The sequence below is a fragment of the Streptomyces europaeiscabiei genome (genome assembly GCF_001550375.1).
Classification (GTDB): domain Bacteria; phylum Actinomycetota; class Actinomycetes; order Streptomycetales; family Streptomycetaceae; genus Streptomyces; species Streptomyces europaeiscabiei.
Genome location: NZ_LRTR01000487.1, coordinates 1 through 8,015, shown reverse-complemented (window position 1 = coordinate 8,015; position 8,015 = coordinate 1). Strand labels below are relative to the sequence as shown.

General features: G+C 70.5%; 8 protein-coding genes and 1 pseudogene. 1 reads left to right on the top strand and 8 read right to left on the bottom strand.

Annotated features, from left to right (window positions below; genetic code table 11):
* From pheT to infC, 7 genes are all read right to left on the bottom strand, one after another.
* Positions 1 to 2,002, bottom strand: a 2,002-nt coding sequence (gene pheT / locus AWZ10_RS23610) for a phenylalanine--tRNA ligase subunit beta (protein ID WP_060891995.1), incomplete at its 3' end; no start/stop codon positions are given.
* On the bottom strand, positions 2,002 to 3,123 hold the full coding sequence (pheS, locus tag AWZ10_RS23605) for a phenylalanine--tRNA ligase subunit alpha (RefSeq protein ID WP_037701696.1): 1,122 nt from the start codon (positions 3,121 to 3,123) through the stop codon (positions 2,002 to 2,004). The genes pheS and pheT, both read right to left, overlap by 1 nt.
* A gap of 137 nt (positions 3,124 to 3,260) precedes the next feature.
* Positions 3,261 to 4,397, bottom strand: a complete 1,137-nt coding sequence (locus AWZ10_RS23600; RefSeq protein ID WP_060891994.1) for a sensor histidine kinase — start codon at positions 4,395 to 4,397, stop codon at positions 3,261 to 3,263.
* 53 nt (positions 4,398 to 4,450) lie between these two features.
* Entirely contained in the window at positions 4,451 to 5,296 is an 846-nt protein-coding gene (locus AWZ10_RS23595; RefSeq protein WP_060891993.1) for a TrmH family RNA methyltransferase, read from the bottom strand.
* A 254-nt stretch (positions 5,297 to 5,550) separates the two neighbouring features.
* Positions 5,551 to 5,934: a 50S ribosomal protein L20 gene (gene rplT, locus AWZ10_RS23590; RefSeq protein WP_046707390.1), complete on the bottom strand. Its 384-nt coding sequence runs from the start codon at positions 5,932 to 5,934 to the stop codon at positions 5,551 to 5,553.
* Positions 5,935 to 6,048: 114 nt separating this feature from the next.
* Positions 6,049 to 6,243, bottom strand: a complete 195-nt coding sequence (rpmI, locus tag AWZ10_RS23585) for a 50S ribosomal protein L35 (RefSeq protein WP_003977225.1) — start codon at positions 6,241 to 6,243, stop codon at positions 6,049 to 6,051.
* Positions 6,244 to 6,372: 129 nt separating this feature from the next.
* Positions 6,373 to 7,095, bottom strand: a complete 723-nt coding sequence (infC, locus tag AWZ10_RS23580; RefSeq protein ID WP_078935565.1) for a translation initiation factor IF-3 — start codon at positions 7,093 to 7,095, stop codon at positions 6,373 to 6,375.
* 370 nt (positions 7,096 to 7,465) lie between these two features.
* On the opposite strand from infC, the gene AWZ10_RS23575 reads away from it, so the two are divergent.
* The gene (locus AWZ10_RS23575) at positions 7,466 to 7,822 is read left to right on the top strand and encodes a DUF1844 domain-containing protein (RefSeq protein ID WP_046707388.1); all 357 of its coding nucleotides are present in this window, start codon (positions 7,466 to 7,468) and stop codon (positions 7,820 to 7,822) included.
* A 67-nt stretch (positions 7,823 to 7,889) separates the two neighbouring features.
* Here the strand turns inward: AWZ10_RS23575 and AWZ10_RS53830 are convergent.
* Positions 7,890 to 8,015: pseudogene (locus AWZ10_RS53830) on the bottom strand (SseB family protein); the annotation flags it as partial.

Genomic DNA, 8,015 nt, shown 5'->3' with positions numbered 1-8,015 from the left:
CGGCCCCGGCCCCGCGCGCGCCCGCGCGCCCCGCCTCGATGGTGTCGGCCCAGTCGGCCGGGCGGCCCTTGCCCCACCAGCCGGCCTGCTCGCGGGCTCCGGCGACGACGACGGCGACGTGGCGCGGCTGCTCGGGCAGCGCGGCGTTCAGCGTCGCGATCTCCTCGTCGGTGGGCCGGCGGTCGACCGGCGGCGCGACGGCGACGCGCCGCTCCGCACGGGGGAGGAACACCAGCCCGGTCTCGAACAGGGCCAGGTCGTGCGAGCCCCGCCCGTCGTTGCGCCGCAGCGCGCCCAGCAGGCCCGGCAGCAGCGACGTACGGAGCGCGGGCTCCTCGTCGTTGAGCGGGTTGGTCAGCTTGACGACACGGCGGGCCGGGTCGTCGGCGTCCAGGCCGAGCTGGTCGAAGACCTGCTCGCCGATGAACGGGTAGTTGGGCGCCTCGACGTATCCGGCGCCGGCCAGCGCCCGGCCGACCCGGCGGTGCAGGCGCTGCCGGTGGGTCAGGCCACGGCCCGAGGGGGGCTTGGGGAGCGTGGAGGGCAGGCTCTCGTAGCCCTCCAGGCGGATGACCTCCTCGGCGAGGTCGTTGACCTCGGTGAGGTCGGGCCGCCACGACGGCACGGTGACGATCAGCTCGTCCTGCCCGTAGACGTCGCAGCCGACCTCCTGGAGGCGGCGTACGACGATCTCGCGGCCGTATGCGACGCCAGCGACCCTGTCCGGGTGGTTCGCCGGGACGGCGATGGTGTGCGGCGCGGACGGGGCGGTCACCTCGGTGACACCCGCGTCGGCCGTGCCGCCCGCGAGGAGCACCAGCAGGTCGACGGTGCGCTGGGCGGCGGCGGCCGCGGCCAGCGGGTCGACGCCGCGCTCGAAGCGGCGGGACGCCTCCGACGACAGCTTGTGCCGGCGGGCCGTGCGCGCGATGGCGACCTGGTCGAAGTGGGCGGCCTCGATGACGACGTCGGCGGACGCGTTCTCGACGTCCTCGTGATCGGCGATCTCCGTGTCGGCGCCGCCCATGACGCCCGCGAGGCCGATGGGGCCGCGCTCGTCGGTGATCACCAGGTCCTCGGCGTGCAGCTTCCGGGTGACGCCGTCGAGGGTGACGATCTTCTCGCCCTCCTCGGCCCGGCGCACACCGATCGTGCCCTGGACGAGGGAGCGGTCGTAGGCGTGCAGCGGCTGGCCCAGCTCCATCATCACGTAGTTGGTGATGTCGACGGCGAGCGAGATCGGGCGCATGCCGACCTTCTGCAGCCGGCGCTTGAGCCAGATCGGGGAGCGCGCCTCGGGGTCGAGACCGGTGACGGTGCGTGCGGTGAAGCGGTCGCAGCCGAACGGATCGGAGACCTGGACGGGGTGGCCGAACGCGTTCGGGCCCGGCACGTCGAGGAGCGCCGGGTCGCGCAGCGGCAGACCGTAGGCGATGGCGGTCTCGCGGGCGACGCCCCGGATCGACAGGCAGTCCCCGCGGTTGGCGGTGACGGCGATGTCGAGGACCTCGTCGACGAGTTCCAGCAGCTCGACGGCGTCCTTGCCGACCTCGGTCTCCGGCGGGAGCACGATGATGCCCTTGGTGCCGTCGTCGCCCATGCCCAGCTCGTCGCTGGAGCAGATCATGCCGTGCGAGTTGCGGCCGTACGTCTTGCGGGCGGAGATGGCGAAGCCGCCGGGCAGCTCGGCGCCGGGGAGGACGACCACGACCTTGTCGCCGACCGCGAAGTTGCGGGCGCCGCAGACGATCTCCTGGGGCTCGCCGGTGCCGTTGGCGGTGGAGACGTCGACGGTGCAGAAGCGGATCGGCTTCTTGAACTCCGTCAGCTCCTCGATGGTCAGCACCTGGCCGACCACGAGGGGGCCCTTGAGGCCGTCGCCGAGCTGCTCGACCGTCTCGACCTCCAGGCCGGCGGAGATGAGCCTGGCCTGGACGTCACGGCCGGTCTGGGTGGCCGGCAGGTCGACGTACTCCCGCAGCCAGGAAAGCGGGACCCGCATCAGATCTCCATCCCGAACGGCCGGGTGAACCGGACGTCACCCTCGACCATGTCTCGCATGTCTTCGACGTTGTGGCGGAACATCAGCATCCGCTCGATGCCGAACCCGAAGGCGAATCCGCTGTACTTCTCGGGGTCGACGCCGCAGGCGGTGAGCACCTTGGGGTTGACCATGCCGCAGCCGCCGAGCTCGATCCAGCCCTCGCTGGAGCAGGTGCGGCAGGGGCGGTCGGGGTTGCCGACGGACTCGCCGCGGCAGACATAGCACACCATGTCCATCTCGGCGGACGGCTCGGTGAACGGGAAGAAGTTCGGCCGCAGCCGGGTCTTCATGCCCTCGCCGAACAGCGCCTGGACCATGTGGTCCATCGTGCCCTTGAGGTCGGCCATGGTGAGGCCCTCGTCGACGGCCAGCAGCTCGACCTGGCGGAAGACCGGGGTGTGCGTGGCGTCCAGCTCGTCGGTGCGGTAGACGACGCCGGGGCAGATCACGTACACCGGCAGCTCGCGGTCGAGCAGGGAGCGGATCTGCACGGGCGAGGTGTGGGTGCGCAGCACGACGCCGGACTCCGTGCCGCCCTCGGGGCCCTGCACGAAGAAGGTGTCGGCCTCACCGCGGGCCGGGTGGTCCGGGCCGATGTTGAGGGCGTCGAAGTTGAACCACTCGGCCTCGACCTGAGGGCCCTCGGCGACCTCGTAGCCCATGGCCACGAAGACGTCCTCGATGCGCTCCGAGAGGGTGGTGAGCGGGTGGCGGGCGCCGGCCGGTACGCGGTCGTAGGGCAGCGTGACGTCCACCGCCTCCTCGACCAGCACCCGCGCGTCGCGCTCGGCCTCCAGCTCGACCTGACGGCCGGCGAGCGCCTTGTTCACCGCGCCCCGTGCCTGGCCGACGAGCTTTCCGGCCGCGGCCTTGGCCTGCGGGGGCAGGGCGCCGATCTCGCGGTTGGCGAGGGCCAGCGGCGAGGTGCCGCCGGTGTGGGCGACCTTGGCCTCCTGGAGCGCGTCGAGGGAGTCCGCGGCGGCGAAGGCGGCGAGCGCCTCGTCCCGCATGCGCTCGATCTCTTCCGGTTTCAAGGCCTCGACCTCTACAGGGTCGTACGACTTATTCGGTGCCGACATCTCTTCCCGTGCTTCCGATTGGCTGGCGGATGGTCCCCGTACCGACTCGTGGACAGATCGTCACGGTTTTTGGGACACAAAGGTGCCAAAGGCCGAGTCTAACGGGGTGGAGGTGTACGCATGCGCCCGCAGGCTGCTCAGGCCAGGTAGGCCGGAGCGCTCACGGGCAACGTAAATCGGAACTCGGCGCCGCCGACGGGGGCGCGTCCGACCGTGATGGTGCCGCCGTGGGCTTCGACGATGCCCTTGACGATGTACAGCCCGAGGCCGGTGCCGCCGCGCTTGCTGCCCCGCCAGAAGCGGGTGAAGACGCGGTTCATGGACTCCTCCGGGATGCCACTGCCCTCGTCGCTCACCGTGACCGACGTACCGGTGTCCTCCCCCTCGCGGGGGGACGCCGTGGGCGTGACGTCAATCGTGACGGTTCCCTCGCCGTGCCGCACCGCATTTTCCAGCAGGTTGCTCAGCACCTGGTCGATCTTGTCCGGGTCGGCCCACAGGTCGGGCAACGGCTGCTCGATCCGCAGCAGGAACCGGTCGGCGGGCTGCCCCGCGGCGACGTACGCCTGGATGTGCCGTCCGACGGCCGCGCCTATGTCGACGGGCTGCCTCCGCAGTTCGAGCCGCCCGGAGTCGATCCGCGAGATGTCCAACAGCTCGGCGATGAGCCGCGTGACCCGGTTGGCGTCGGCGTCCACGGTCTCCAGCATCAGCTTCTTCTGGTCGTCCGTGAACCGCTCCCACTTGGCGAGCAGCGTCGCGGTGAACCCCTTGACCGACGTCAGCGGCGACCGCAGCTCATGGGCCACGGTGGCGATCAGTTCGGCGTGGCTGCGCTCGGTACGGCGCCGGGCCTCGGTGTCGCGCAGGGAGACGACGACCCGGCGGACGGGGCCCTTCGGCTCCGTCCGGATGTAGCGGGCCGACACGAGGATCTCGCGCGCCCCGGGCAGGAGCAGGTTCCGCTCGGGCTGTCCGACCCGGATGGCGAGTCCTCCGTACGGGTCGGTCAGCTGCCACCAGCGGCGGCCTTCGAGGTCTTCTAAGGGGAGGGCCCATTCCAGGGGGCGGCCGAGGGCGTCGGCGGCGGGGGTGGCGGTGATCCGGGCGGCGGCGGCGTTGAAGCAGATCACCCGGCCGTTCTCGTCGGCCACGACCAGTCCGTCGGGAAGGTCGTCGGGGGCGATGCCGAGCTCGGCGAGATCATCGTGCCGGGCCGCCGATGTGGCGAGCACGTCCAGTGCCCTCCGGGTGCTGCTCGTGCCGACCCTCATCCCCGTACCCCACCTCTCGCGTTGTGCAGTGGGCCCCCGAGCCCGTCACCCTACTAGCTGGGCGTGACGGTCCGGCACCCTCCGAAGGCGCGCTGTGCACGTGCGGACGCGTAGAGACATACGGCGGCGGCGGTCGCCAGGTTCAGGCTTTCCGCCTTTCCGTGGATCGGTACGCGTACGACGGCGTCGGCCAGCTCCCGCGTCTCCTCGGGCAGCCCCCACGCCTCGTTCCCGAACACCCACGCCGTGGGCCCGCCCATGGTGCCTTTGTCCAGCTCGTCGTCGAGGTCGTCCTGCCCCGCCCCGTCGGCGGCGAGAATGCGCACCCCGGCGTCCTTGAGCCCCGCCACGGCCTCCTCGACGGGCACACCGACGGCGACGGGCAGGTGGAACAGCGATCCGACGGAGGCGCGCACGGCCTTGGGGTTGTAGAGGTCCACGGACGCGTCGGTGAGGACGACCGCCTCCGCCCCGGCGGCGTCGGCGCAGCGCAGTACGGTGCCGGCGTTGCCGGGGTCGCGGACGTGGGCGAGCACGGCGACGAGCTTGGGGCGGCTCCTCAGGATCTCCTCGAAGGGGGTGTCGAGGAACCGGCAGATCCCGACGAGGCCCTGCGGCGTGACGGTGGTGGAGATGTCGGCGATGACCGCCTCGTCGGCGAGGTGGACGCGGGCTCCGGCCTCGCGGGCCTCTCCGACGATGTCGGCGTACCGCTCCGCGGCCTCGACCGTGGCGAACAGCTCGACCAGTGTGTCCGCGTGCCCGGCGGCCTCCCGCACGGCCTGCGGCCCCTCCGCCAGGAACAGGCGGTCCTTCCCCCGGAAGTTCCGCTTCGCGAGCCGCCGCGCGGCGGACACGCGGGCGGAGCGGGGGGAGATCAACTCGGGGGCGGGGGGCATGGGTCACCTTTTGGATCGGGTGGGTGGGTGGGCTGGACGCCTGAGAACTCGGGGCCTGCGGTGCGTTCGGCGACTGCGGGTGCGTGGGGCGTCTCGCGCAGGGGCCTGGTCTTTCAGGGGCGCGGGGAACTGCGCGAGACGCCCCACGCACCCGCAACCGCCCCCGATAACGCACCCAAAACACTCGGACCCGCAGGCGGCGAGCACCTGCGGGTCCGGGGCACAACAACACGCGGCTCAAGCCGGCGCGAGCGTCACGCTGCCTTGGGCGCGTTCACGTCCGCCGGCAGCGCCTTCTGCGCGACCTCGACCAGCGCGGCGAAAGCCGTGGCGTCGTTGACGGCCAGCTCGGCGAGGATCTTGCGGTCCACCTCGACGTTGGCGGCCTTCAGACCCTGGATGAGGCGGTTGTACGTCATGCCGTTCTGGCGGGCCGCAGCGTTGATGCGCTGGATCCACAGCTGACGGAAGTCGCCCTTGCGCTTCTTGCGGTCGTTGTAGTTGTAGACCAGCGAGTGGGTGACCTGCTCCTTGGCCTTGCGGTACAGGCGCGAACGCTGACCGCGGTAGCCGGAGGCGGCTTCGAGGATCGCCCGGCGCTTCTTGTGGGCGTTTACTGCCCGCTTGACGCGTGCCACTTTTTGACTCCTTGTAGCGGGGCCGTGGTTGTCCTCACACGACCCGAAATCGATTGGGTCCCGGTCCTGACGTACGTACGGCGCGCTTGGATCGGTTGATCAGGCGCCGTCGCGTCACTTGCCGAGAAGCTTCTTGATCTTCGCGGCGTCGCCCGGGGCCATCTCGGCGTTGCCGGTGAGGCGACGCGTCACGCGGGACGACTTGTGCTCGAGCAGGTGGCGCTTGCCGGCGCGCTCACGGAGCACCTTGCCGGAGCCGGTGATCTTGAAGCGCTTGCTGGCACCGCTGTGCGACTTGTTCTTCGGCATAGCGCCGTTCTCTCCTCGTCAGTGGCGTTCCGGTGCCCGGTCGCGAAACCGGGCACAGCGGAACGTCATTTCTACGGTTGACACCCTGGACGGCGTCCAGGGCTTCCCCCGGACTCGCGTCCCGGGGACTTACGCCTCGGCAGGCGCCTCGGCAGGCGCCTCGGCCTCGACGTGCTCCACGTCGGTGTCCTCGACGTCGGTGTCCTCGGCGTCGGCGAACTCGCTCTCGGCGGCGTTCTGCGACTTGCCGGGGTTGGCCTTCGCTTCCGCCTTGCGGGCTTCCTGCGCCTGCCGGGCCTCGGCCATCGCCTCGGTCTTCTTCTTGTGCGGACCGAGAACCATGATCATGTTTCGGCCGTCCTGCTTCGGGTTCGACTCGATGAACCCGAGATCCTCGACGTCCGTTGCGAGCCGCTGCAGCAGTCGGTAGCCCAGCTCGGGCCGGGACTGCTCGCGACCACGGAACATGATCGTGATCTTGACCTTGTCGCCCTGCTTGAGGAACCGGACGACGTGACCCTTTTTGGTGTCGTAGTCGTGCGGGTCGATCTTCGGCCGGAGCTTCATTTCCTTGATGACCGTGTGCGCCTGGTTCTTGCGCGCCTCACGGGCCTTCATGGCCGACTCGTACTTGAACTTCCCGTAGTCCATGAGCTTGCAGACCGGGGGACGCGCACTCGCCGCCACCTCGACCAGGTCGAGGTCGTACTCCTGCGCAAGCTCCAGGGCTTTGGCAAGCGGAACAATCCCGACCTGCTCGCCACTGGGACCGACAAGCCGCACTTCGGGAACGCGAATCCGGTCGTTGATGCGGGGCTCGGTGCTGATGGATCCTCCTCGGTAGCACCACACGCCGGTCTGGCGGACCGCCGTGTTATGTCTGGTTGACATAGAGACCAACCGTCAGGAGCCATGAAAAATGCCCCGGACGGGACACAGGCGGGGCTCCATGTACTGCCGGAGCACCGCCGCGGGTGTGCCGCGGGGCGCAAACTCGGACGACTCCACCGTCCGTACGGAACGGTGGGGGCCGTCTGACCGGGTGACCTGCCGTCCCGGAGGACAGTCAGGTGGGAGTGCGGAGCCTCCACTTGCGGGCCGGACACACAGGTGTCCAGCCGGTCGTTGAGACCACCATACCGGGTTGAAACCTGGCGTGCCAATCGGGGGCGACGGGCTCCCGCAGGTCGGGGTGTACGGGCCGGGGCCTATCGTGTGGGGCATGAGTGAGACCCCTCCTGAGAACCCCGACTTCGACTCCATGACCCGCGACATCGCCGAGGTCCCCGCGGTCGAGGTGATCGTGACGGTCGCCGTCAACCTGATGAGTGCCGCCGCGGTGAAGCTCGGTCTGACGGAGGAGGGAGACAAGTACAAGGACCTGGACGAGGCCCGCAAGCTGGTCACCGCCCTCGCCGGTCTGCTGGACGCGTCCACCACCGAGATCAGCTCCTTCCACGCGGCCCCGCTGCGCGACGGCCTGAAGTCGCTGCAGCTGGCGTTCCGCGAGGCGTCGCTCGTGCCGGACGAGCCGGGTCAGGGTCCGGGCGAGAAGTACACGGGCCCGGTCTACGGCTAGGGCAGGGGCACCAGGACACCGGCGGGGCCGTGGATCGCGCGTTCACCTTTCACCGATCCGCGCGCTCTCACCGGCGCACGTACAAGGGCTCGCCCGGTGGCGTCGCCCCGGCCGGCAGCAGTGCCAGGTCGAGGCCGCGTACCAGGCGGGCCCGCAGTGTCTCGTCGGCGGCGAGGCGGCCCGCCACGGACCG